At 70.5% G+C, this 23,267-nt stretch carries 19 protein-coding genes; 12 read left to right on the top strand and 7 right to left on the bottom strand.

The genetic code is table 11. The features are described 5' to 3' along the window. Window positions 1-33: 33 nt before the first annotated feature. On the top strand, window positions 34-744 hold the full coding sequence (locus ACK4JY_RS11095; RefSeq protein ID WP_409605647.1) for a hypothetical protein: 711 nt from the start codon (window positions 34-36) through the stop codon (window positions 742-744). Next, window positions 741-1,610: a RimK family alpha-L-glutamate ligase gene (locus ACK4JY_RS11090; protein WP_409605645.1), complete on the top strand. Its 870-nt coding sequence runs from the start codon at window positions 741-743 to the stop codon at window positions 1,608-1,610. Before ACK4JY_RS11095 ends, ACK4JY_RS11090 begins: the two co-directional genes overlap by 4 nt. Window positions 1,611-1,902: 292 nt before the next feature. Here the strand turns inward: ACK4JY_RS11090 and nth are convergent, their stop codons facing one another. After that, window positions 1,903-2,637, bottom strand: coding sequence for an endonuclease III (gene nth / locus ACK4JY_RS11085; RefSeq protein ID WP_409605643.1), 735 nt, complete (start codon window positions 2,635-2,637; stop codon window positions 1,903-1,905). Window positions 2,638-2,700: 63 nt separating this feature from the next. Further along, the gene (locus tag ACK4JY_RS11080) at window positions 2,701-3,099 is read right to left on the bottom strand and encodes a DUF3617 domain-containing protein (RefSeq protein ID WP_409605641.1); all 399 of its coding nucleotides are present in this window, start codon (window positions 3,097-3,099) and stop codon (window positions 2,701-2,703) included. 292 nt (window positions 3,100-3,391) lie between these two features. On the opposite strand from ACK4JY_RS11080, the gene ACK4JY_RS11075 reads away from it, so the two are divergent. Further along, window positions 3,392-4,141, top strand: a complete 750-nt coding sequence (locus ACK4JY_RS11075; protein WP_409605639.1) for a creatininase family protein — start codon at window positions 3,392-3,394, stop codon at window positions 4,139-4,141. Between the two features lie 27 nt (window positions 4,142-4,168). Beyond that, entirely contained in the window at window positions 4,169-4,672 is a 504-nt protein-coding gene (locus tag ACK4JY_RS11070) for a phasin (RefSeq protein ID WP_409605637.1), read from the top strand. 136 nt (window positions 4,673-4,808) lie between these two features. Here ACK4JY_RS11070 and ACK4JY_RS11065 read toward each other — a convergent pair whose 3' ends face one another. From ACK4JY_RS11065 to ACK4JY_RS11055, 3 genes are all read right to left on the bottom strand, one after another. Next, window positions 4,809-6,266: an AMP nucleosidase gene (locus tag ACK4JY_RS11065; RefSeq protein WP_409605635.1), complete on the bottom strand. Its 1,458-nt coding sequence runs from the start codon at window positions 6,264-6,266 to the stop codon at window positions 4,809-4,811. Between the two features lie 75 nt (window positions 6,267-6,341). Further along, window positions 6,342-7,199, bottom strand: a complete 858-nt coding sequence (locus tag ACK4JY_RS11060; RefSeq protein ID WP_409605633.1) for an alpha/beta hydrolase — start codon at window positions 7,197-7,199, stop codon at window positions 6,342-6,344. A gap of 36 nt (window positions 7,200-7,235) precedes the next feature. Beyond that, complete coding sequence (locus ACK4JY_RS11055) at window positions 7,236-9,263, bottom strand: AsmA family protein (protein WP_409605631.1); 2,028 nt, start codon at window positions 9,261-9,263, stop codon at window positions 7,236-7,238. 188 nt (window positions 9,264-9,451) lie between these two features. Between ACK4JY_RS11055 and ACK4JY_RS11050 the strand changes: the two genes are divergently transcribed. After that, a complete protein-coding gene (locus tag ACK4JY_RS11050) occupies window positions 9,452-9,790 on the top strand; it encodes a hypothetical protein (protein ID WP_409605629.1) in 339 nt (112 codons plus the stop codon). 81 nt (window positions 9,791-9,871) lie between these two features. Here ACK4JY_RS11050 and ACK4JY_RS11045 read toward each other — a convergent pair whose 3' ends face one another. After that, the gene (locus tag ACK4JY_RS11045) at window positions 9,872-11,986 is read right to left on the bottom strand and encodes a prolyl oligopeptidase family serine peptidase (protein WP_409605627.1); all 2,115 of its coding nucleotides are present in this window, start codon (window positions 11,984-11,986) and stop codon (window positions 9,872-9,874) included. A gap of 127 nt (window positions 11,987-12,113) precedes the next feature. On the opposite strand from ACK4JY_RS11045, the gene ACK4JY_RS11040 reads away from it, so the two are divergent. The 7 genes from ACK4JY_RS11040 to trxA all read left to right on the top strand — a co-directional run bounded on the left by ACK4JY_RS11040 (window position 12,114) and on the right by trxA (window position 22,262). Then, on the top strand, window positions 12,114-12,992 hold the full coding sequence (locus tag ACK4JY_RS11040) for a GNAT family N-acetyltransferase (RefSeq protein WP_409605625.1): 879 nt from the start codon (window positions 12,114-12,116) through the stop codon (window positions 12,990-12,992). A 7-nt stretch (window positions 12,993-12,999) separates the two neighbouring features. Further along, the gene (gene tsaE / locus ACK4JY_RS11035; RefSeq protein ID WP_409605623.1) at window positions 13,000-13,476 is read left to right on the top strand and encodes a tRNA (adenosine(37)-N6)-threonylcarbamoyltransferase complex ATPase subunit type 1 TsaE; all 477 of its coding nucleotides are present in this window, start codon (window positions 13,000-13,002) and stop codon (window positions 13,474-13,476) included. Further along, window positions 13,469-14,554, top strand: a complete 1,086-nt coding sequence (amgK, locus tag ACK4JY_RS11030; protein WP_409605621.1) for an N-acetylmuramate/N-acetylglucosamine kinase AmgK — start codon at window positions 13,469-13,471, stop codon at window positions 14,552-14,554. Before tsaE ends, amgK begins: the two co-directional genes overlap by 8 nt. After that, window positions 14,551-15,294 carry an N-acetylmuramate alpha-1-phosphate uridylyltransferase MurU gene (murU, locus tag ACK4JY_RS11025; protein WP_409605619.1) on the top strand — a complete coding sequence of 248 codons (744 nt, stop codon included), beginning with the start codon at window positions 14,551-14,553 and terminating at the stop codon, window positions 15,292-15,294. The genes amgK and murU overlap by 4 nt, the downstream gene beginning before the upstream one ends. Beyond that, window positions 15,291-18,365: a double-strand break repair protein AddB gene (gene addB / locus ACK4JY_RS11020; protein ID WP_409605617.1), complete on the top strand. Its 3,075-nt coding sequence runs from the start codon at window positions 15,291-15,293 to the stop codon at window positions 18,363-18,365. The genes murU and addB overlap by 4 nt, the downstream gene beginning before the upstream one ends. After that, window positions 18,362-21,826 carry a double-strand break repair helicase AddA gene (gene addA / locus ACK4JY_RS11015; RefSeq protein WP_409605615.1) on the top strand — a complete coding sequence of 1,155 codons (3,465 nt, stop codon included), beginning with the start codon at window positions 18,362-18,364 and terminating at the stop codon, window positions 21,824-21,826. Before addB ends, addA begins: the two co-directional genes overlap by 4 nt. Window positions 21,827-21,926: 100 nt before the next feature. Next, on the top strand, window positions 21,927-22,262 hold the full coding sequence (gene trxA / locus ACK4JY_RS11010; RefSeq protein WP_409605613.1) for a thioredoxin: 336 nt from the start codon (window positions 21,927-21,929) through the stop codon (window positions 22,260-22,262). A gap of 38 nt (window positions 22,263-22,300) precedes the next feature. On the opposite strand, the gene ACK4JY_RS11005 is transcribed toward trxA, so the two are convergent. Continuing rightward, window positions 22,301-23,067 (bottom strand): IS5 family transposase gene (locus tag ACK4JY_RS11005; RefSeq protein ID WP_409605611.1). Its coding sequence is split into 2 segments (ribosomal slippage): window positions 22,301-22,719 and window positions 22,719-23,067, totalling 768 coding nucleotides; the frame shifts between segments, so codons are not numbered across the junction. Between the last annotated feature and the right edge of the window lie 200 nt (window positions 23,068-23,267).

Genomic DNA, 23,267 nt, shown 5'->3' with positions numbered 1-23,267 from the left:
GCAGATGGACGGACCGCCGCGCTGGAGACCGCCATGCTGAGCCTTCTGTTCGCCCTCGCCCCCGCCCTGTTGCAGGACCCGGCCGCCGTCCCCGACGGGACGCGACTGGCGGAAGGGGGAACCTGTTACACCCTGAGCATGACGCGCGGCGAGGTCACCCGTCCGATCGGGGTCACCTGGCAAAGCGTCGCGCGGACGACGCGGGACGGTCGGCCGGTGCTGGACATCGTCGTGCACCAGTCGGTCAACGGCGGCGCCTTCGACATGCGCGACGAGTTCGTGCTCGACGCCGCGACCCTGCGGCCGATTTCGCTGACGAACCGTCGCAAGGGCGAGGTGCATGTGCGCGCCGCCTATGGCGCGGACCGCATCACCGGCGAGCGAACCGAAGAGGGGGGCGCCGTCACGCCGATCGACGTGCCGGTCGAGGGCCCGGTGTGGGAAGGCAATCTGTTCGGCCTGACCTTCGCCGCCCTGCCGCTGGCCGACGGCGCGACGTTCAGCCTGCCGTACTGGCAGTACGACAAGGGCTTCGGCCGATTCTCGGTCCGGGTGACCGGTTCCGAAACCGTCGAAACCCCTTCGGGCGCGGTCGAGGCCTGGGTGGTCGAGGCGGCCCCCGGCGAGGGCCCACCCATCAAATATCTGATCGGCAAGGCGGATCATCGCGAACTGGCCTACCGCGCCGCGCAAGGGTCGCAGACCCTCGGCGGCGACTGCTCGGGGCTGGAGCCGACGCCGTGAGCCGAGTCGCGGTCCTGACTCCCGACCCCGCCGACCCTTCCTACGCCAGCCAGTGGCCGGGCGTGCTGGAGCGGCTGGCCGGGGCGCTGGCCGGCGTGGGGATCACCGCCGAGCCGACGCCATGGACCGATCATGTCGAGGACGCCTCGGGCCTGACCGGCTATCCGCTGGTCCTGCCGCTGATCGTCTGGGGCTATCACCGCGACCATGAGCGATGGATGCGGGCCTGCGCCACATGGGCCGAGGCCCGGATGCGGATGCTCAATCCGGCCGAAGTGATCGCGTGGAATTCCGACAAATCCTATCTCGGCCGGCTGGCCGACCACGGCGTGGCCCTCCCCGAGACCGTCTGGGTCGAGGGCGTCACCCAGGCCGACGTCGACGCCGCCTTCGACCGGTTTGGGACCGATGTGATCGTCGTCAAGCCGCGGGTGTCCGGCGGGGCGTGGAAGACGCTGCGGCTGTCGCGCGGCGAGGCGCTGGCCGGCCCCCCCGAGGGCCCGGCGATGATCCAGCCCTATCTGCCGTCGATCGAGACCGACGGGGAGACTTCCCTGCTGTGGTTCGGCGGCCGGCTCAGCCACGTCGTCAACAAGCGGCCGGTCGCCGGTGATTTCCGCATCCAGGTCCAGTTCGGCGGCCAGTACGTCCTGCTGCCCGAACCGCCGCCGGCCGCCCTGGCGCTGGCGCAAAAGACCCTCGCCGCCATCGACGAGGACCTGTTGTACGCCCGCATCGACATGGCCCGGGGCGCGGACGGCGAGTGGCTGCTGATGGAGGCCGAGCTGATCGAGCCGGATTTCTATCTCGACTCGGCACCCGAGGGCGGGCGGCGCTTCGCGGAGGCGGTGAAGGCGCGGCTCTGATCGCCGGAAAAGTGTCCGGTGGTCGGCGAAAATTCGTGGGACACTTTCGGACACTTCGGAGATTTCGCCTTCCCTCCTCGCACCGGGACGCAGTGTATGCCGGCCCGCCCCTGCGGCGGGTACTGGACGCTGGGGGCGCGGTCAGGGTCAGGAATTTCAACGGGATAGGCCGAAAGATTGTGGAGGCTGAGGGCGGATTGTCAGCACCGGGCGGCGGCTTGCGCCGACTGAAACAGCCGACCCTCATCCGACGGGGCTTCGCCCCGCCACCTTCTCCCATCGGGAGAAGGAATTAACCGGCCTCGCCCAGCGCCCGCAGGCCCGCGCGCGAAGGGCACAGGTCGCTGATCACGCAGGCCGAGCATTTGGGCCGGCGGGCGGTGCAGGTGTAGCGGCCGTGCAGGATCAACCAGTGGTGCGCCTTGGGCAGCCAGGCCTCCGGGACGATCCGGTGCAGCTGGGCCTCGACCTTGTCGGGCGTGCCGGCGTTGGCGAGGCCGAGCCGGTGCGAGACGCGGAAGACATGGGTGTCGACGGCGATGGCCGGCTCGATCCCCAGTTCGTTCAGCACCACGCTGGCGGTCTTGCGGCCGACGCCGGGCAGGGCTTGCAGCGCGTCGCGGTTCAGCGGCACCTCGCCGCCATGCTGCTCCAGCACGATGCGGCTCAGGGCGATCACATTGCGGGCCTTGCCGCGATACAGGCCGATCGAGGCGATGTAGGGGACTAGCCCCTCCTCGCCCAGCGCCAGCATCTTCGCCGGGGTGTCGGCGACGGCGAACAGCCGGTCGGTGGCCTTGTTGACCGAGACGTCGGTGGCCTGGGCCGACAGGGCGACCGCGACGACCAGCGTATAGGGGCTGGAGAAATTCAGCTCGGTCTTCGGCTCAGGCATGGTCCGGGCCAGCCGATCGAAGATGGCCTCGACCCGGTCCTCGTCGGGCGGCCAGCCGAGCACGGGCACCATGGCCCCGGTCATCACGGCGGGGCGTTTGGAGGCGGCTTTCGGGGACTTGGGTCTGGCCATGGAGTGTGGTCGGGCCAAGGTCAGGTTTCGGACGCGACGGTCAAGTCCGCCGACCGCCGGCGATCAGCATTTGCCGATCCGCTTCGCCTTCACCTCGTGCCGCAGGATGTGCCCGAAGAGCGGCATGTCGACGGTCAGGCCGACGGTGGTAACGGCATAGCGCCCGGCGACCGGCTCTTCGTGGGCGGAAAAGCTGTAGTACTCGGGGCATTGCAGCGCGCCGCTGATCTGACCGTCAGCGATGACGATCCTGTCGGCCTCGCAGCTGTCGCGCGCGATCAGCTCAAGCACGATCTCGCGGGTCGGGTCGTCCTGCCTCGAGCGGAGGCAGCGCTTCGTGACGGATCGATTGATCCGGCCTCCGTTCGGCGCACCGGTCGTGCTCGTGATCTCCCATTCGCCGGGCTGGACGGGTCCCGCCGTTTCGCCGCCGCATCCCGTCAACGCCAGGACGGACAGCAAGGTGAACGGTATCCCAAGCCTGAACATGATCCGCCCCCCGGTCTTCAGCGCATCTGAGCCGAAGGACCTTTAGATAGTCCTAGTCATCCTTCGCCGGGTCGAGTCCCAGCGAGGCTGCCGCGCGGCCGCGATCCCGGCGGCGCCCGGGCCGATCACGGCGACATCGACGGAAGACGGCGGCGCGGGGATGATGCCTGTTTCGGCGCAGCGAAGGGCGGCCGCCAGACGGCGAGGCTTGGCGGGTGGGACATGACCGGTCTAAGGACGCGGCGTCCTGCTGCGGAGCGCCCCCATGCTGATCCACCTGTCGTCCTGGCCCGAGATCGACGCGCGGCTGAAGACCGTCAAGACGGTGGTGGTTCCGATCGGCTCGAACGAGCAGCACGGGCCGACCGGCCTGCTGGGCACCGACTGGCTGTGTCCCGAGATCATCGCCCACGCGGCCGAGAAGAGCGACGAACAGCTGGTCGTGGCCCCGACCTTCAACATCGGCATGGCCCAGCATCACCTCGCCTTCGCCGGCACCATCAGCCTGCGGCCGACCACCTTCATGGCGGCGATCACCGACTGGGTGTCGTCGCTGAACCGGCATGGTTTCGAGCGGATCTATTTCCTCAACGGCCACGGCGGCAATGTCGCCACCATCGAGGCGACCTTCGCCGAGATCTATGCGGAGTGGAGCTTCGTCGAAGAGCAGCCGCCCTTCGTGCTGAAGCTGCGCAACTGGTGGGACCTGCCCGGCGTCATGGGGCTGTGCAACCGCCTGTTCCCGGTCGGCCACGGCATGCACGCCACCCCGTCGGAGATCGCCGTGACCCAGGCCGCCTATCCCGAGCGGATCAAGACCGCCGCCCTCGACCCGAAGATCGCGCCGGTCGGGCCGATCCGTGACGCGCTCGACTATCGCGCCCGCTTCCCCGACGGGCGGATCGGCTCCGACCCGCTGCTGGCCAGTCCGGAGAAGGGTCAGGAGATCATCGACGCGGCCGTGCCGGCGCTGTTGAAGGACGTCGCCGACTTCGCGAACGAGGTCTTGCCGTAGCCGCGATTACCGCCCAAGGCTCGGCGCATGACCCAGTTCGATGAAGCCCTCAAGACCGGCCGCCGCCTCAACAGCGACGGGGCCCGCGCCGCCCGCACGGCCCGGTCCAGCGGGGAGATGCTGCAGGCCGCCGGCGATGTGATCACCGCCCGGATGGAGATCATGGCCGCCGGCCTGACCGATCCGCGCAAGATCGACCTGAAGGAACTCTCGCTGATGAGCTCGGAGAAGACCGAGGCCCTGTCGGCCTCGGCCGCCGCCTTGACGCGCACCTTCGGCGATATCGGCGGCCGGGTCGGCTCCAGCCTGATGACCGAGGCCGATCTGGTTGCCAAGGCGGCCACGGCCGTGGCCTCGGCCGCCACGCCGGGGGCGGCGATGCAGGCGCAATACAGCTACGCCCTCGGGTGGTGGAGCCGGGCGGCCAGCCAGATGCTGACCCTCAACAGCGAACTTCTGAAGGGCCAGGCCGACGCCCTGCGGCCGATCCACGCCACCGCCGTGGCCAATGCGAAGCGGCTGAAGAAGTAGGGCGAACGGTCTCCCTCCCCTTCATGGGGAGGGATGTCGGCGCGTCGCGACGACAGGGTGGGGTGCGTCTGGACAATTCCCCACCCGGTCGCTTCGCGACCACCCTCCCCACAAGGGGGAGGGAGAAGGCGGCCCCCTACCGGAACGGCGGCTCGTCGAAGGCGCGCAGCTTGCGCGAATGCAGGCGGCTACCCTCGGCGCGAAGCAGGTCGACGGCCTGGATGCCGATCTGCAGATGCTCCGAGATCGATCCCTCGTAGAAGCGGTTGGCCTGGCCCGGCAGCTTGATCTCGCCGTGTAGCGGCCGGTCCGAGACGCACAGCAGGGTGCCGTAGGGCACGCGGAAGCGGTAGCCCTGGGCGGCGATGGTGGCGCTTTCCATGTCGATGGCCACGGCCCGGCTCTGGTTGAAGCGCTGGGCCGACTTCGAATAGCGCAGCTCCCAATTGCGGTCGTCGGTGGTGACCACCGTGCCGGTGCGCAGGCGCCGCTTGACCTCCTCGCCGGGGGCGCCGGAGACCATTTTGGCGGCGTCATAGAGGGCGCGCTGGACCTCGGCGATCGACGGGATCGGGATGTCGGGCGGCAGCACCGCGTCCAGCACATGGTCGTCGCGCAGATAGGCGTGGGCCAGGACATAGTCGCCGATGATCTGGCTGTCGCGCAGGCCGCCGCAGTGACCGATCATCATCCAGGCGTGGGGACGCGTGACCGCCAGGTGGTCGCAGATGGTCTTGGCGTTGGACGGGCCGACGCCGATGTTGACCAGGGTGATGCCGTTCCAGCCCGGGGCGGTCAGGTGGTAGGCCGGCATCTGATGCTTCTTCCACGCCGCATCCATCACCGCCTGTTCGGGATTGGGCGTGTCGCGGGTGATGATCACCCCGCCGGCGCAGGACAGGGTCTCATACGGGCTGTCCGGATCGGCCAGCTGTTCGCAGGCCCAGCGCACGAATTCGTCGACGTAGCGGTTGTAGTTGGTGAACAGGATGTAGCTCTGCACATCCTCGACCGGGGTGCCGGTGTAGTGGCGCAGCCGGGCGAGGGAGAAGTCGGTGCGCAGGCCGTCGAACTGGGACAGGGGGAAATCCTCCCCCAGATTGAACAGGCCGTCCGAGATCTCGTCGCCGATATGGGCCAGGTCGGTGGTCGGGAAATAGCGCGCCACGGCCGCGGTCTGGCTGCGGTCGAGGGCCACGTCCGAGCCGTCCAGTACATAGGGGAAGGGAATCTCCTGCTCCGACGGGCCGACGTCGAAGGTGGCGCCGTAGTCGGCTTCCAGCAGGCCCAGCTGCTCGGCCAGATAGGGGCGGAACAGGTCGGGGCGGGTGATGGTGGTGGAATAGACGCCGGGCCGCGACAGGCGGGCGTAGGCGCGGCTGGCCATGGTGGCGGGGCGCTCGCCGAACCAGCTGACGCGCAGCCGGGGATAGGAGAACAGGCCGCGGGCGCGGGCCGCGGCGTCCGGCCGCTCGCCGGTGGCGAGAAAGGTCCGCACCGCTTCGCGCAGGTTGCTGACGGCTTCGTCGTAGAGGGTCTGGAGGCGGTCCAGCGCCTCGGGGCCGCTGAGGGCCGATGTGTTCGTGTCTGTCATGGCCTCCGATAACGGAAGATGATGACAATGGCGAGGCTTGGGGCGCGAGGCTTTTGGGGCGGGGCCTGACCCGGGTCAGGCCAGTTCGCGCTGCAGGAAGGCGGTCACGTCCTGAAGCACGGGCGCCTTCTTGCGGAACAGGGGGGAGAAGGTCGCGATCAGATCGGCGTGGTCGAGGCCGGGGTAGAGTTTGGCCTCGCAGCGGCCGCCGGCCGCGGTCATCCGCTGGCACAGGATGGTGGTGTCCTCGGCGTGGACCACCTGGTCGTCGGTTCCATGGCCCAGCCACAGCGGCGGGGCGTCGGGACGGACGAAGGTGACCGGCTGGGTCAGGGTCGGGTCCGGGGCCCGGCCGAAGGCGTTGATCGAGGAGGCGACGTCCAGCGGCAGGAAGTCATAGGGTCCGGCCAGCCCCGCCGCCGCCCGGATCAGCGCCGGGGCCCCGGCGGCGGCCATGTAGCGCCGGTCGAGGGCGATCATCATCGCCAGATGGGCCCCGGCCGAATGGCCGACGACGCCCAGCCGGTGCGGATCGCCGCCATATTCGCCGGCCAGCTGTCCCGCGCGGGCGGTCGCCGCCGCCGCGTCCTCGATGAAGGCGGGAAAACGGACGGTCGGCACGATGCGATAGTCGGGCATGGCGACCACGAAGCCGCGCGCCGCGAGGGCATGGGCGGCCCAGCGATACTGGCCGCGCTCGCCGGAGTCCCAGCCGCCGCCGTAGAAGAAGACCAGCACCGGCCAGGGCCGGTCCGGCGTCCGTGTCGGCGCGAGGATGTCCATGCGCTGGCGCGGGTCGTCGCCATAGGCCACGCCCGTGGCGAGGCGGCGGACGCCGCTGTCGCGCGGGCCGAGGGCGTTCAGGGCGCCGAGCGGCGAACAGGCGGCGGCCAGCACGGCCGCGGCGGGGGCGAGAAGTCCTCTACGGGTCATGACGTAGAATACGCACGAACGGGCGGCCTGGCCCAATCATCGCGCCGAGGAGATCAGGGCGCCGCAGTTCGCGTCTTCGGCCAGACCCGGATCGACGAAGGCGACGAGGGCCGCGAAGGGGTTGACCAAGGCCGCCAGCAGCCCGCCGGCGCCGGCCTGGGCCAGCACCGCGCCGCGGTCGACATCGACCTGCGGACCGGTCAGCGGCCCCTGCACGGTGATCGGCGCCCAAAGGCGGACCAGCCGGGCCTCCTTGGTCTCGCCGTCGATGCGCAGGTTCAGGGTCTCGCCGCCGAGATCGATCGTGCCGCTGCCCGAGGCGAGCACCGGGGTGGTGTCGATGACGAAGGTTCGCGCGGTCGCCGTGCCGCCGCTGACCGTGAAATCGGCCACGGCGCAGCGGATCTCGGCGGTCGAATCGTCATCGCTGAGCAGTTTGGACAGGCCGGCCGTGACATTGACCCCCATCAGTTCGGCGAAGGCGGCGCGCATCCGGCCCTGGGGCACGACGAGGCTGAGCGTGCCCTTTGAACTGGCGGCGAAGTCGTGGACCGAGGCCCCGGGCCCCTCAAGCCGCGCCCGGCCCAGGGCCGCGCCCGTCACCGTCGCCACGCCGTCGCGGGCGGGGATGATCGATTCCAGCGGATAGCCGCGCAGGCGGAAGTCGATGGCGCTGTAGGGCCGGTCGCGGGTGGCGTTGATCTTCGCCGTGCCGTTGAGCTCGCCGCGGTTGAAGGTGAAGGCCACCGGGTCGAGGTTGAGAATGCCAGTCTTGAGGTCAGCGCCGATGTCGACCTTCCTGACGTCGAGGTCGTTGCGCTTCACACGCGCCGCCCGGTAGCGCAGCGTGCCGTCCATCACCCGCAGGCGGTCGACGTCGAGCGGGGCATCGGGCAACAATCGGCCGGGCGCGCCCGAGGTGACCACCGTGTCGCCAGAGACAATCCGCGGCTCGGCGCCCAGCACCGCCATCAGATCGTCGATGTCGAGCTGGCGCGAGCTGAGTTCGGCGTCGACCCGGAGCCGGTCGTCGACCCGGTCCACCACCATGTCGCCGGACAGGTCGGACGATCCGACGCGGCCGTCGAAATCGGCGAAGGTGTATTTGGCCTCGTCCCGCGTCAGCTTCCCGGCCAGCTGGTAGGGCGGGGTGTTGGGCGTGGCTATGCCGGTCAGCAGATAGATGTCGGCCAGGTCGCGTCCCTGCAACTTCAGATCGGCGTTGAAATGTCCGAGGTCGAACGGGCGGGTGATCGAGCCGTCGGCGATCAGCCGCGAACCGACGCCGGCGATCTCGCCATGGAATTCATAGGGCCGGTTGCGGCGGATGTTGATGAAGGGGCCGCCGCGGACCTCGACGGTCAGGGGCGTGCCATTGACCGTGCCCTCGCCGTCCAGATGGAAGCCGGCGCGTTCGTCCGAGCCCTCCCGGGCGTTGATCGTGGCCTCCAGCTTGATGCCGCGACCCTGCTCGTCGAAGGACAGTCGGCCGTCCTCGATCAGCAGCCGGTTGATCGGCGGAATTTTCATCGGCCCCGTGTCGGGCTTGTCCGGATTGAGCTGCCAGCTCTGCCGCCCGTCTTCGGTCGAGATCAGCACGGCGCGCGGGCGGGTGATGGCCAGCAACGGCATTTCCACCTGACCGGCCAGCAAGGGGCCGAGTCGCACGGCGGCGCGCAGGCTTTCGACCGTCAGCGTGTCCTGCTCCCGCGCCCAGTCGGGGCCGCCGATCCGCAGGCCGCGGACATGGGCCGACGGCGTCCAGCTGAACAGATTGACGTCGAGATCGCCGTTGAGCTGAATTTCCCGGTCGTATTCGGCCGAGGCCCAGCGGCCGATTGGTCCGCGCAGCATGTTCCAGTCGAACAGGATCAGGAACAGCACCACCGCGGCGACCAGCAGCAGGGTGACCGAGGCGGCGACCTTTTCCGGCAGCCCCGGTCGGCGCGCGGCGGCGTAGACGGGATCATTGGCCACGACCCAGTCGCGCCAGCCGCGCATGCGCGCGCCGGCCGGGACCAGGGCGCGCTCGCGCACGACCAGCCAATGACGATGATCTTTCAAAGGGTTGGACAAGCCGGCGCTCTCCGTCGAGCCGTGACAACGCGCGAGAACGGGGAAGGCTCAAAACAAGCGTCACGGCCCGTTTGTAAAATTTCATACTTCGATCTGTCGTATAATCTTTACATTGTCGGGAAGGCGCGCATTATTCGCTCCGCGCCCTGAACATATTTCGGGCAATGGAGGTTCGAATGCGTACCCGCCGTCCCCTTGTCGCCGCCGCCCTGATGGCCGGCATGGCCGTCTCAACCGCCGCCGTGGCCCAGTCGCCCGGCCAGGCGCGAAGCCCGGCGCCCGACCAGCGGTCGGCCCGCGCCGTGCTCATCTGTGACAGCGACGCCGCCAGCCGCCGCGCCTTTGCACGCGAATACGGCGCCACGCCGGTCTTCATCACCGCGCGCGAAGCCGTAGGCGTGCGTCCGTCCGAACCGGCCTGGAGCGCCCCGCGCTGCATGACCGAGGTCGAGCACGGCAAGTTGCGCGACGCGAGCCGCCAACAATCCCGGGCGCCAGCCGCGCCGCAGTCCTGATCCGAAGGCCTGACAACGGGCCGGAACGAAAAAGGCGCGCTCCCGGTCCCGGGAGCGCGCCTTCGTGTCAGTATGACGTGATCAGTCGACCGGCTTCAGCTGTTTGTCGAGCCAGCCGAACACCTCGGTATGCCACTGCGCGCTGTTGGCCGGCTTCAGCACCCAGTGGTTCTCGTCCGGGAAGACCACCAGCCGGCTCTCGATCCCGCGCCGCTGCAAGGCGGTGAAAGTGGACAGGCTCTGGGCCGTCGGGATGCGGAAATCGAGATCGCCCTGGATCACCAGCATCGGGTCGCGCCAGTTTTGCACGTGGTTGGCGGGGTTGAATTCCTGGTAGCCGCGCGGGTTCTCCCACGGCGTGCCGCCATATTCCCATTCGGTGAACCACAGCTCCTCGGTCGAATAACCCATGCCGAAGGTGTCGAAGACGCCGTCGTGGTTGACGAGGCAGTCGAACTCGCCGGCCCAGGCGCCAGCGATCCAGTTGATCATATAGCCGCCGTACGAGGCGCCGAGGGCGCAGGCCTTGTCACCGTCGAGGAAGCTGTAGCGCTGCTGCGCGGCGGCCCAGCCCTTCTGCAGATCCTCCAGCGGGCGATCGCCCCAGTGCCGGCTGATCGAGTCGGTGAAGGCTTGGCCGTAGCCGGTCGAGCCGTGGAAATCGATCATCACCACCGCATAGCCGGCCCCGGCGTAGGTCGAGGGGTTCCAGCGGTACGACCAGCTGTTGCCGAACGAGCCCTGCGGCCCGCCGTGGATCAGGAAGGCGACCGGATATTTTCGGCCCTCGACATGGTTCGCCGGCTTGATGACGTAGCCGTGCACCGTCTCGCCGTTCCAACCCGGGAAGTTGAACTGCTCGGCCTCGCCGAAGGCCTTGTCGTCCAGCTGCGGGTTCACATCGGTGATGCGGCGCGGCATTTCGCGTCCGCGGAAGGTCTTGACGAACAGCTCGCTGGGCCGGGTCAGGCTGTCCTGGGCGAAGACGAAGCCGGACGGGGTCTGCTGGAAGGCCGAGACATGGCCCTCGCCGGTGATCGGCACGACCGAGCCGCTGGTCACGCCGATGGCGAACAGCCGCGTCTGACCGACGTCGCCGGCCGTGGTGTAGAGGGTGGCGCCGTCGGCCGACCACTGCAGGCTGTCGGCCGAGCGGTCCCAGTTGGCGGCGATCTGGCGCACCCGGCCAGACGCCACGTCGCGCAGAAAGATGGCGTATTTGTCGGCCTCGAAGCCCGGCCGGGCCATGGCGCGGTAGGCCAGGGTGCGGCCGTCTGGCGAGAACACCGGGCCGGTATCCCAGGCGTCATTGTCGTCGGTCAGATTCTCGAACGTGCCGTCGCCGCTCAGGCCGTTGCTGCGCCAGAGGTCGAAATTGGTGCTCCACGGTTCGCTCTGGCCGGCCAGCCGGGCCGAGAAGACCACGGCGTCGCCTTCGGGCGTGAAGGTGAATTCGCTCTCGTCGCCAAACGGCTTGGAGGGCGTGTCGCCGTCGAAGCCCTTCGTCACCCAGACCGGTTTGCCCGAGCCGTCCGTGTTGACGACGAACAGATGGTTCTGGGTCCCGTCGTTCCACGTATCCCAGTGGCGCACGAACATCCGGTCATAGACCTGGCCGGTGCTCTTGCGATCGGCTTCGGCCTTCCGGCGGTCGACAGTGCAGGCGAGGTCGGCGCAGGACGGGAAGACCGCCAGTGAGACGACCACCTTGCCGGCGTCGCGGCTTAGCCGGTAGGCGTTGACGTCGACCGGCAGGTCGGTGACCTGCACCGGCCCGGTCCCGTCGGCGGCGGCGCGCCAGACCTGACTCGAGCCCGAACGGCCCGACAGGAAATACAGCTTGCCATCGGAGCCCCAGCGCGCGGTGTTGGCGCCGCCCTCGCTGATCGCCAGCCGCCGGCCCGCGCCGTCCGCGGCCTGCAGATCGAGGATGTAGAGCGAGCCGGAGCGACGGTTGGCCTCCACATCGGTGGTGGTCACAGAATAGACCACCCAGCGGCCGTCCGGCGACACCTGCGGATCGCCCAGGCGGTTGGCGCGGATCATGTCCTGCCAGGTGAAGGGCTCGGCGGCCTGGGCCGGCGCGGCGGTCGCGGGGGCGGACGCGGCGGGCGTATCCGCCAGGGCGGGCAGGGCGGCGCCGGCGAGCAGGGCGGCGGCGCTGAGGCCGATCAGGAGGCGGGTCACGGACGTCATACGCGGGTGTCCTCGGCGTTGCATGGATTTCATGGCGCGAAGGGGTGGCGCCGCGCGGGTCGCGCGTCAATGCCGGCCCCTGTCTCCCGGCTTGCGGAGCGCTCCGCAACCGGCGACAACCGCGCCAATGACCGCGACCGCCCTGACCTCGCCCGGAGCGTCCGCCCCCCGCCACGAGGGGCCGCACATCTGCGACGTGCTGATCGCCGAGCGCGCGCCACGCCTGACCGGATCGCCGGTCTGGCCGCTGGTCCGGCCGTTTCTCTACCGGCTGTTGAACTATCATCACGCCGTGCGCATGGCCGATGCGGTCAGGCCGCTGTCCGGGGCCGAGGCGCTCGACTATGTCAGCGACCTGCTGGACCTGAAGGTCGCGGCGATGAATCCGGAGCGGATTCCGGCGACGGGGCGCTGCATCATCGTCGCCAACCATCCGACCGGCATCGCCGACGGCATCGCCGTCTTCGACGCCATCCGGGCGCGGCGCGGCGACGCCGTCTTCTTCGCCAACGCCGACGCCGTGCGGGTCTCGCCGCGGCTGGGCGAGGCGGTCATCCCGGTCGAATGGGTGGTCGAGAAGCGGACGCGCGACAAGACCCGGGCCACCCTGCAGGCGGCGAAGGCGGCGTTCGAGGCCGAACGCTGCCTGGTGATGTTCCCGGCCGGGCGGCTTGCGCGGGTGGCGAAGGACGGGTCGGTGACCGATCCCGAATGGGCCCCGACCGCGGCGTCCCTGGCGCGCAAATACGGCGCTCCGATCATACCGATCCATCTGGCCGGGCCGCACTCGCGGCTGTTCCACTGGTTCAACCGGATCTCGCCCGAGCTGCGCGACATCACCCTGTTTCACGAGTTGTTGAACAAGAAGCGCCAGCGGTATTTCCTCAAGGTCGGCAAGCCGGTTCCGCCGGGCCGCGTCGATATCGACGCCGGACGCGCGACCTACGCCCTCAAGGCCTTCACCGAACGGGTTCTGCCGAGCCAGCCGGACGCGGATTTTGCCTGAGGCGGGCGTGACCCTGGCGCTGGAAGACGCCGCCGCGACGGCGCGGCTGGGCGCGGCGATCGCCCCGCTGCTGGCGCCGGGCGAGACGGTGCTGCTGTACGGGCCGCTGGGCATGGGCAAGTCGACCCTGGCGCGCGGCCTGATCCGGGCCCTCCTCGCGCTCTCGGCCCGGCCCGACGAGGACGTGCCGTCGCCGACCTTCACCCTGGTCCAGTTCTATCAGAGCGATCCGCCGGTGGCCCATTTCGACCTGTATCGCCTGACCCGCCCGGAAGAGGCGGTCGAGATCGGCCTCGACGAGGCGCTGGACGAGGGCTGCGCCGTAATCGAATGGCCCGAACGGCTGGGCGACGATCCCTCGGTCTGGCTCGGCCCCGACCGACTCACCGTAGTGTTGGCCGAACTGGCCGCCGGCTCTGGCCGGGTGGCGACCGTCTCCGGCGCCGGGGGGTGGGAGAGCAAGCTGAAGAACCTCCATGTCTGACCGCGAACACCAGCGTCTTGATTTCCTCCGGTCGGCCGGCCTCGCCGACGCCGTCCGCGCCCCCCTGCCCGGCGATGCCTCGACGCGGCGTTATGAGCGGCTGACGACCCGCGCCGGCACGACGCTGATGCTGATGGATCAGGCGGCCTCGGCCGAGAGCCCGCCGGCCGACCCGTCGTGGACGCCCGAGCAGCGCCGGGCCTCGGGCTGGAACGCCACCGCCCGACTGTCGGCGGGGCGGATCGAGGCCTTCGCCGCGGTCGCCGCCCACCTGCGCTCGCTCGGCCTGTCGGCGCCCGAGATCGTCGCCATCGACGCCGCCGCCGGCCTCGCCGTGCTTGAGGATTTCGGCGACGACCTGTTCGCCCGGGTGATCGAGGCGGGCGAGGCCGAGGAACTGTTGTATCTCGCCGCCGTCGAGGCCCTCGCCGCCCTGCACGAGGCCGGAACGCCGGAGGTGCTGGCGGGCGCGGCCGGGGACTGGCCGCTGCAGACCTATGACGCCGTGGCGCTGAAAGGCGGGGCGGACCTGTTCGTCGAATGGATGCCGAAGCTGGAGCCACGGCTGCAGTTCTCCGACGAGGCGTTGGCCGAATGGGATGACGCGTGGACGCCCATCGTCCAGTACGCTGAGCGCCACGCGTCGGTGGTGGCGCACCGGGACTATCACGCCGAGAACCTGATCTGGTTGCCGGACCGGGCCGGCGCGGCGCGGGTCGGCATGATTGATTTCCAGGACGCGGTGCGGGCGCACCCCTCGTGGGACCTGCATTCCCTGCTGCAGGACGCCCGGCGCGACGTGTCGCCGGTGCTGGAAGACAAGGCGCTCGACCACTATTTCCGCCTGCGGCCGACGATCGACCGGGCGGCGTTCATGCAGACCTACGTCGCGCTCGCCGCCCTGAACGAGGCGAGGATTCTGGGCGTCTTCGCCCGGCTCGTGGTGCGGGACGGCAAGCCCCGCTACCGCGCTTTCATGCCCCGCATGTGGGACCACCTCGAACGCAATCTGCCGCTCGTGGGACAGGCGGTCCAGACGTGGTTCGACCGCCACGTCCCGGCGGAGCTTCGCCGATGAGCGCGCCGACGACCGCCATGGTGCTGGCCGCCGGCCTCGGCACCCGAATGCGGCCGCTGACCGACGACCGGCCCAAGGCGCTGGTCGAGGTGGCGGGCCGGCCGCTGATCGATCACGTGCTGGACCGGCTGGCCGAGGTCGGGGTCGGGCGGGCGGTGGTCAACGTCCACTGGTTCGCCGACCGGCTGGAGCGCCATCTGGTCGCGCGCGGGCGTGGGCCGGACATCGTCATTTCCGACGAGCGGGACGAACTGCTGGAAACCGGCGGCGGACTGAAGAAGGCCGCGCCGCTGCTGGACCCCGATCCGGTGTTCGTAGCCAATATCGACAGCGTCTGGACCGACCGCGGCCGCGAGGGGAATTCAGCGCTGAATCAACTCGCGCGCCTGTGGAATCCGTCAATCATGGATGCGGCCCTGTTGCTGGCGCGACGCGAGGGCTCGATCGGCTTCGAAGGCTCGGGCGATGTCTTCCTCGGCGAAGACGGTCGCCTGACCTTCCGCGGCGACGCCCCCGAAGCCCCGTTCGCCTATATGGGCGTCCACATCTGCCGCCCGGACTATGTCGCCGACGGGCCGGAAGGGCCGTTCTCGCTGAGCGGATACTGGCGCCGGTCCGCCGCCGCTGGGCGGCTGTACGGCTGCGTGCTGGACGGCGACTGGATGCACGTCGGCGATCCGCTGGCGCGGGACGAGGCCGAGGCGAGACTGGCCCAATCGAGACTGGCCGGGACCGGGTGACCGCCCGCTTCGACCCGTTCGCGCCGCAAGGACCCCGCTGGTACGCGATCGAGGCGCGGCGGCCGTTCCTCGAGGATCTGGCCGCGGGGGTGCTCGACTGGCTCGGCGAACACCCGCCGGAGGCCCTGTCCGACGCCGTCATCCTGCTGCCCAACCGCCGCGCCGCCCGCGCCTTCACCAGCGCCCTGACGACGCTGTCCGGCGACCGGCCGGTGCTGTTGCCGCAGGTCCGGCCGCTGGGCGACCTCGAGGAGGACGAACCGCCGTTCGCGCCCGGCGAACTGGGCCTCGACCTGCCGCCGGCCATCGCCCCCCTGACCCGCCGGTTCGAGATGGCGCGGATGATCGTCGAGGATTTTCGTCCCGGCCTCGCCCCGCTCCGGGCGCTGGAGATGGCCGATGCCCTGGGCGGCTTTCTCGACTCCTGCCAGCTGGAGGAGGTCGAGGACCTCGCGCGCGTGGCGACCCTGGTCGAGGGCGACCTGGCCGAGCACTGGCAGGAGTCGGCGCGTTTCCTCGGTCTCGCCGTCGAGGCCTGGCCGAAGCGGCTGGCGGCGATGGGGCTGGTCGATCCGGCGTGGCGCCGCGCCCGGCTGCTGCGGCTGCTGGCCGACGCCTGGAGCGAACGGCCGCCGACCCAACCGGTCATCGCCGCCGGCTCGACCGGCACCGCTCCGGCCGCCGCCGATGTGCTCGCCGCCGTCGCTCGTGCGCCGCGGGGCTGCGTCGTCCTGCCAGGGCTCGACCGCGACCTCGCCGCCGGCGTCTGGTCCCAGCTGGGGGACAATGAGCAGCATCCGCAGAACGCCCTGTGGCGTCTGCTGAACCGGCACGAGATCGAGCGCGGGGCCGTGCGGCCGTGGTTCGAGCCAGCGTCCGATCCCGCCGCCGGGACACGCGGCCGCGCCCGGCAGCGGCTCCTCAATGAGGCCCTGCGGCCGGCCGAGGCCACGGACGACTGGCGCGCCCTGATCCGCGACCTGCGGGCCGACGCCTTCAGGGGTCAGTCGGGCGACCCGATCGCCCAAGGCCTGGAGGGGCTGTCGGTGATCACGGTCCGGGCCGAGGAGGACGCCGCCGCCACCCTCGCCCTGATGATGCGCGAGACGCTGGAGACGCCGGGCAAGACCTGCGCCCTCGTCACCCCCGACCTGGCGCTGGGCCGGCGCGTCGCCGCGCGGCTGGAGCGCTGGAACGTGGTCGCCGACAGCTCTTCGGGCCAGCCGCTGTCGCGCATGCTGGCGGGCCGGCTGGTCGACCTCGCCGCCCGCTTCCTCCATCAACCGCTCGACCCGCACGCCCTGCTGGGACTGCTCAAACACCCGCTGGTCCGCCTCGACCTCGACGGCGTGGACCCGGCGACGGCAATCAGGGCGCTGGAGGAACACGCCCTGCGCGGACCGCGCCTGCGCGACTGGGCCCGGGCCCGCCGCGCCCTGCTCAAGGCGGGCGAACCGCGCGACGACGGCCGGCCGCGGTCGGCGGGCGCGGTCGAGCGGGTCGCCGCCCCGCGCGCCCTGCTGGACCGGCTGGAGCGGCTGTCCGACGCGGCCCGGGCGCCCTTCGTCCCCGATGCGCCGCTGGACGCCGCCGCCCGCGCCCTGACCGGGCTGGTCGAGGCCCTGGCGGGCCACGACGTCTGGGCCGGGCCGGATGGCGAGGCCGCCGCCGCCCTTCTGGCGGGATTGATCGAGGGCGGAGCCTCGCTGGGCGCGGTCTCGCGCGCCGACTTCGCCGAACTGGTCCGCACCCTGCTGGGCGAGGAGACGGTGCGCACCGGCGGGGCCAACCAGCCGCGCCTGCGCATTCTCGGGGCTATCGAGGCGCGGCTGGTGCGCGCCGACCGGATGATCCTCGCCGGGCTGGAGGAGGGCGTCTGGCCCAACGCCGCCCCGACGGACCCCTTCCTGTCGCGGCCGATGCGCAAGGCCCTGAGCCTCCCGCCGCCCGAACGGCGTCTCGGCCAGACCGCCCAGGACTTCGTCCAGGCCGCCTGCGCCGACGAGGCCATACTGGTCCATTCCGAACGCCGCGGCGGTCAGCCGGCGGTCAAGTCGCGCTGGCTTTGGCGGCTGGAAATGCTGACCCGCGGGGCCCACGCCGAGGACACTCCGGTCGAACTGGAGCGGCCGTCAATCCAGCTTGATCAGGCCCGGGCGCTGGACGCCCCGGCCCGCTCCACGCCCGACTACGCCCGCCGTCCGGCACCGCGGCCGCCCGTCGAACGCCGCCCGCGCGAACTGCCGGTCACCGGCGTCGAACGCTGGGTGCGCGACCCTTACGCCATCTACGCCCGCTATGTCCTGAACCTGAGACAGATGGACCGCCCCGGCCAGTCGGCCGAGGCGATGGCGCGGGGCAACGCCGTGCACAAGGCGGTCGAGCGGCTGACCCTGTCCTGGCCCGAGACCCTGCCCGACGACTGCGCCGACCAGCTGGAGACCCTGTTGCTGGAGGAGCTGGGCCACCACGGCTTCGAGGACGCGGCCATGGCGCGCGAGACGCCGCTGGCCCGCAACTGCGCCCGCTGGCTGTCCGCCTGGGAGGCCGAGCGCCGCGCCCGCGGCGTCGAGATCCGGGTTGAGGAGAAGGTCGAGATGCTGATCCCCGCCCCGGCCGGACCCTTCAAATTGACCGCCAAGGCCGACCGCATCGAGCTGTCAGCCACGGGGGCGGCGGTGCTCGACTTCAAGACCGGCCAGATCCCGTCGGCGAAACAGGTCAAGTCCGGCTTCTCACCGCAACTGACCCTGACGGGAGCGATCCTCGCCGAGGCGGGGCTGGGGGACGTCGGCCCGATTCCGCCCGAAGAGCTGACCTATGTCCGGGTGGTGGGACGCAAGGTTCCGGGTCAGGCGGTGCGCGCGCTCGGCGAGGAGGCCGTGGCCCTGTCGGAGGCGGCGTTGGCCGGGCTGGAGACCCGCATCGCCCGCTTCGACGACGCCGACACCCCCTATCTGTCGTGGGTGGCGCCGCAGTTCATGGGCTCGTTCGGCGGAAACTACGACCACCTCGCCCGGGTCTGGGAATGGCATGTGGTCGGCGGCGAAGACGGCGGAGACGTCGAATGAGCGCCCGCATCCTGCCCGACCCGCACCAGATCGCCGCCGCGGATCCGCGCCGCTCGGTGTTCGTCACCGCCAACGCCGGCTCGGGCAAGACCTCGACGCTGGTCGACCGCGTGGCCCGGCTGCTGCTCGAGGAGGTCCAGCCCGGCGAGATCCTGTGCGTCACCTACACAAAGGCCGCGGCCGCCGAGATGCAGGCGCGGCTGTTCGACCGGCTCGGCGAATGGGCGGTGATGAGCGACGACGGCCTGGCCCGGTCGCTGGCCGACCTCGACACCCGCGATCCCGACACCCTGACTCCCGCCGACCTGTCCAAGGCCCGCCGCCTGTTCGCCAAGGCGCTGGAGACCCCGGGCGGGCTGAAGATCCAGACCATCCACGCCTTCTGCGAAAAGCTGCTGCGCCGCTTCCCGCTGGAGGCCGACGTAACCCCCGGCTTCACCGTGCTGGAGAATGAAGCGGCCCTGGCTCTGTCGCACGAGGCCCGCGAAGAGCTGGCTCGGCACGCCTTGGCCGACACCGACGGCCCGATTGGACAGGCCTACAGCCACTTTGCCGTTGAGCTGGATTGGGGCGCCTTCCAGTCGCTTCTGGCGATGGTCGAGGCCGACCGCGCCAAGCTGACCGACTACACGGCCCGCGTCGCCGACGGCCGCGCTCCCGGGCCGCACAAGCTGGCCGGGGCCCACCCGGACGAGACGCCGGAGTCGATCGAGGCCGACTTCATGCGCTGGCTCGACCGCGGCCAGTGGCTGGAGACCGCCGCCGCCATGGCCACCGGCTCAACCAACGACCAGAAATGCGCCGACCGGATGCGCGCCGCGGCATGGACCTTCGCCGGCCTCGGCGAGGTCTTCCTGACCGGCGGCGAGCCGCGCAAAGCCATGGCCACGGCCAAGGCCCCGCCGGCCGCGGGCGCTGCGCTCGCCGACCTTCAGCTCAAATACCTTTCGGCGCTGGAGACGATGCGCAAGGCGCGGGTCGCCGCCGACACCGTCCATGTCCTGACCCTGGCCGAGGCCCACGCCCACCTCTACGACCAGGCCAAGGCGGCCAGGGGGGCGCTCGACTTCGGCGACCTGGTGGCCCGCACCGTCGATCTGCTGACCGAAAAGGCCTCGGCCGCCTGGGTGCTATACAAGCTGGACGGCGGCATCGAGCATGTGCTCGTCGACGAAGCCCAGGACACAGCGCCGCAGCAATGGGACATCCTGCGCGCCCTGACTGAAGGTTTTTTCGCCGGCGAGGGCAGCCAGCGTTTCACCCCCATTCCGGCCTCGGGACAAAGGCTCGACCGCACCGTCTTCGCCGTTGGTGACGAGAAACAATCGATCTACTCCTTCCAGGGCGCCCGGCCCGAGCGGCTGCGACAGGAGTCGCAGCGCTACGACGCCCTCGTCACTGGATCGGGCGCCCGGTTCGAAGGTGTTGAGCTGTCGACCTCTTTCCGCTCGACGCCCGAGGTCCTCAATTTCGTCGACGCCGTGTTCGAGGGCCCCGAACGCACCGCCGCCCTCGTCGGCGAGCAGATCGCCGCCATCCCGCCGCACCTCGCCAGGCGCGAGGGCCAACAGGGCAGCATCGACCTGTGGCCCCTGTTCGAGGACATCAAGCCGCCCGAGCCCGACGTCTGGGACCCGGTCGATCAGGAGCCCGGCACGAGCGGCCGCAAACAGCTGGCCGCCCGACTCGCCGCGGAGATCCGGCGTCAGGTCGAGACCGGCGCGGCGGTGTACGACCGCAAGTCGCGCGAACAGCGACCCCGCGGCTATGGCGACTTCCTCATTCTGGTGCGCAGGCGCGACGCCACCTTCGAAGAGATCATCCGCGCCCTGAAGACCGCCGGCGTGCCGGTGGCGGGCGCCGACCGGCTCAAGCTGTCATCGCACATCGTCTTCGACGATCTGATCGCCCTCGCCCGGTTCGCCCTGTTCCCCGACGACGACCTCAGCCTCGCCGGCGTGCTGCGCAGCCCGTTCTGCGATGTCGACGAGGACAGTCTGTTCGCCCTCGCCGGCGGCAAGGACCGCAAGAAGCTGTGGCGCGAGCTGCGCGAACGGGCGGCGGAGCGGGCGGAGTGGTCCCATGCGCGGGACCTGCTGGCCTTCGTCCTCGACAGCCGCGACCGCGACCCGTTCGCCTTCTTCTCGGGCCTGCTCAACCGCGTTGACGCCGCGGGGCTGTCGGGCCGGGCCCGCGTCCTGCGCCGGCTGGGCCGCGAGGCGGAGGAGGCGATCGACGAGACGCTCAACCAGGTGCTGGCGGCCGAGGACCGGGGCGGCGTCGACCTCGAGACCTGCCTCGCCCTGCTCGAGGCCGCCGATGTCGAGGTCAAGCGCGAGATGGAGGGGGCCCGCAACGAGGTCCGGGTCATGACCGTCCACGGCGCCAAGGGGCTTGAGGCCCCGATCGTCATCCTGCCGGACACAACCTCGCGCGCCAAGGCGCAGGGCCCCACCCTGATGCCGGTGACGCTGGGGGACGGCTCGGAGGCCTGGCTGATGTGCCCGGGCTCGTCGAAGGAGGACTGCGAGGCTTCAAAGGCCGCGCGCGAGGCGCGGCAGGCGCGCACCGACGCCGAGACCCTGCGCCTGCTCTATGTCGCCCTGACGCGCGCCCGCGACCGGCTGATCCTGCTCGGCCGCGCCTGCGGCAATTCGAAACAGGGCTATGACGACGGCAGCTGGTGGTCGGTTCTGGCGGAAACCTTCGACCGGCTCGGCGACGCGGTCCGCGAGATCGACGGCGGGGTGCGACGGTTCGGCGCCGATCCGGCCCGGCTCGCGCCCGGCCTTGCCGACGCCGCGACGGGGACCCTCCTGCCGGCCTGGGCCCTCTCGCCGCCGGTCCACGACCGCGCCGCCCGCTATGTCGCGCCGTCGCAGATGGAGGGGGCTGTGCGCATTCCCGCCCCCTCGCCGCTGGCCGTCGCCGGGCCGGGCGCGCCGCTCGGACGGTTCCGGCGCGGCGATCTGATCCACCGGCTGCTGGAGCGCCTGCCCGAAATCGACCCGGCCGACCGGGCGTCCGCCGCCGTCCGCCTGCTGTCCCGCGAACGCGACTTGGGTGACGGCCAGCGATCGGAGATGATCGCCGCCGCCTTCTCGGTGCTGGACGACGCCCGCTTCGCCCCGGTGTTCGGCCCCGGCTCGCGGGCCGAGATCGCCCTGTCCGGCGGCGCGCCGGAGCTGCCGCCGGGCGTCGCCGTCTCGGGCCGGATCGACCGGTTGGTGATCACGCCGGAGCGGGTGCTGGTCGTCGACTACAAGACCAACCGTCCGGCCCCGGACCGGATCGAGGACGCCGACCCGGCGTATGTGATGCAGCTGGCGGTCTATGTCGCGGTGCTGAGGCGTCTGTACCCCGACCGGCCGGTCGAGGCGGCCCTGGTCTGGACCGACGGGCCGAAGCTGATGCCGGTACCGCAGGCGATGATGGATGCGGCGCTCGGAACTACGCGTTGATTTGATCGCCGACGCGCCCCACATCGGTGCCCAAGGGCCGGAATCATCGCAGGATGGCCGGCTGAAGCAAACCGCGCCGCCCCGGCGCCAAGGAGAGCCCATGGCCACCGTCAAGGTCACCGACGACAGCTTCGACGCCGACGTCCTGAAATCGTCCACCCCCGTGCTGGTCGACTTCTGGGCCGAGTGGTGCGGCCCCTGCAAACAGATTGGCCCGGCGCTGGAGCAGATCGCCGACGAACTGTCCGGTCAGGTGGTCATCGCCAAGGTCAATATCGACGACAGCCCGATGATCCCGTCGAAGCTGGGCGTGAAGGGCATTCCGACGCTGATGCTGTTCAAGGACGGCCAGATGGCCTCGATGAAGGTCGGCGCCATGCCCAAGGGCAAGATCGTCGAATGGCTGGCCGAGGCCGGTATCAGCGCGGCCGCCTGAAGCAGGAGCTGGGGCCAGGGGCTAGGACGAATCGACATTCAGCGCATCCAGACCATGGCGGCGGCCAGTTGGACGAAGCTGAGGAAGTGGGCGGCCAGTCTGTCGTAACGGGTGGCGAGGCGGCGGAAATGCTTGAGCTTTGCGAAGCACCGCTCGATGCGGTTGCGCAGGCGATAGAGGGCGCGGTCGTGCGGGATCGGGGTCTTGCGTGAGCGGGTCGACGGGATGACGGCCTCGGCGCCGATCCCGGCGAGGTGGTCGCGCAGGGCCATGGAATCGTAGGCGCGATCGGCCATGACGGCGGTCGGGCGGAAGCCGTCGATCAGGGCAGGAGCGGCCTGGACGTCGCTGGACTGGCCCGGCGCGAGCAGGAGGCGGACGGGCCGGCCAAGGCTGTCGCAGGCCATGTGGATCTTGGTCGTCAGTCCACCTCGGGAACGCCCCACAGCCGGATCGAGGCCCCCCTTTTTGGGCCGGAGCCCCGACCGGTCGTCGCCTGCTGGTGCGCCCGCACCAAGGTGGAATCGAGCATCAGATACTGGTTGTCCCGGTCCTTGATCAGGTCGGCGAACACCCGCTCCCAGACGCCGGCCCGCGACCAGCGGCTGAACCGCTGGTGCGCTGTCTTCCACTTGCCGTAGCGCTCCGGCAGGTCGCGCCAGTGCGCGCCCGACCTCAGAACCCACAGCACCCCGTTCACGAAGAGCCGGTTGTCCGAGCCGGTCCGGCCCGGATCGCCCGCCTTGCCCGGCAGCAGCGCCGCAATCCGCTCCCACTGCGCATCGCTCAGTTCGTACCGGCTCACACCCATCCCGACCTCCGCAAAAGCGGAGACCTATGAATCACGCATTCAGGCCGACGTGAATCCCTGAATGTCGATTGGACCTAGGTTCTGAACCCATAAAGCTTGCGGTGACCCGGTCTCGCTGATTCAAGGATTCCGGAAGGAGCCTTGGCATGGCGCGATACGATCTGAGCGAGGTGGAGTGGCGGCTGATCGAGCCG

The sequence above is a fragment of the Brevundimonas sp. genome (genome assembly GCF_046295595.1).
Taxonomy (GTDB): domain Bacteria; phylum Pseudomonadota; class Alphaproteobacteria; order Caulobacterales; family Caulobacteraceae; genus Brevundimonas.
The sequence above is the reverse complement of the archived record's forward strand: the minus strand, read 5'-3'. Positions and strand labels throughout refer to the sequence as shown.

Bases quoted from the DNA above. Each gene is read 5' to 3' on its own strand.
- ACK4JY_RS11095 (WP_409605647.1), top strand. From the start codon at position 34: ATGCTGAGCCTTCTGTTCGCCCTCGCCCCCGCCCTGTTGCAGGACCCG.
- nth (WP_409605643.1), bottom strand. From the start codon at position 2,637: ATGGCCAGACCCAAGTCCCCGAAAGCCGCCTCCAAACGCCCCGCCGTG.
- ACK4JY_RS11075 (WP_409605639.1), top strand. From the start codon at position 3,392: ATGCTGATCCACCTGTCGTCCTGGCCCGAGATCGACGCGCGGCTGAAG.
- ACK4JY_RS11070 (WP_409605637.1), top strand. From the start codon at position 4,169: ATGACCCAGTTCGATGAAGCCCTCAAGACCGGCCGCCGCCTCAACAGC.
- ACK4JY_RS11065 (WP_409605635.1), bottom strand. From the start codon at position 6,266: ATGACAGACACGAACACATCGGCCCTCAGCGGCCCCGAGGCGCTGGAC.
- ACK4JY_RS11060 (WP_409605633.1), bottom strand. From the start codon at position 7,199: ATGACCCGTAGAGGACTTCTCGCCCCCGCCGCGGCCGTGCTGGCCGCC.
- ACK4JY_RS11050 (WP_409605629.1), top strand. From the start codon at position 9,452: ATGCGTACCCGCCGTCCCCTTGTCGCCGCCGCCCTGATGGCCGGCATG.
- ACK4JY_RS11045 (WP_409605627.1), bottom strand. From the start codon at position 11,986: ATGACGTCCGTGACCCGCCTCCTGATCGGCCTCAGCGCCGCCGCCCTG.
- ACK4JY_RS11040 (WP_409605625.1), top strand. From the start codon at position 12,114: ATGACCGCGACCGCCCTGACCTCGCCCGGAGCGTCCGCCCCCCGCCAC.
- amgK (WP_409605621.1), top strand. From the start codon at position 13,469: ATGTCTGACCGCGAACACCAGCGTCTTGATTTCCTCCGGTCGGCCGGC.
- murU (WP_409605619.1), top strand. From the start codon at position 14,551: ATGAGCGCGCCGACGACCGCCATGGTGCTGGCCGCCGGCCTCGGCACC.
- addA (WP_409605615.1), top strand. From the start codon at position 18,362: ATGAGCGCCCGCATCCTGCCCGACCCGCACCAGATCGCCGCCGCGGAT.
- trxA (WP_409605613.1), top strand. From the start codon at position 21,927: ATGGCCACCGTCAAGGTCACCGACGACAGCTTCGACGCCGACGTCCTG.